1 pseudogene is annotated in these 419 nt (G+C 44.2%); it reads right to left on the bottom strand.

What is annotated here, in order from left to right:
* Positions 1–419: pseudogene (locus tag AAEZ03_RS26040) on the bottom strand (DNA-directed RNA polymerase subunit beta'); the annotation flags it as partial.

Here is a 419-nt window from a genome sequence, read left to right as displayed (position 1 = left end):
CCTTTGAAGTGACTTGAATCGCCGCCATCAGTAATTTCAACTTTACGTAGCATCTGACGAATAATAACTTCGATGTGCTTATCGTTGATTTTTACACCCTGCAAGCGATAAACGTCCTGTACTTCGTTTACGATATAATCAGCAAGCGCCGTTTGACCTTTCAGACGTAAGATATCGTGCGGGTTTTGTGGACCATCAGCGATAACTTCACCACGAGCAACTGTTTCGTTTTCGAAGACGTTAATTTGACGCCATTTCGGGATCAGCTCTTCATGAACCTCACCATCTTCATTGGTGATAATGAAGCGGTTTTTACCTTTGGTTTCTTTACCGAAGCTAACCACACCACTCATTTCAGCCATAATCGCATGGTCTTTTGGACGCCGTGCTTCGAACAAGTCAGCAACACGTGGTAGACC

It is taken from the genome of Pseudomonas sp. HY2-MNA-CIBAN-0224 (genome assembly GCF_040310285.1).
Taxonomy (GTDB): Bacteria; Pseudomonadota; Gammaproteobacteria; order Pseudomonadales; family Pseudomonadaceae; genus Aquipseudomonas; species Aquipseudomonas helleri.
This window is presented reverse-complemented; position numbering and strand designations above follow the sequence as displayed.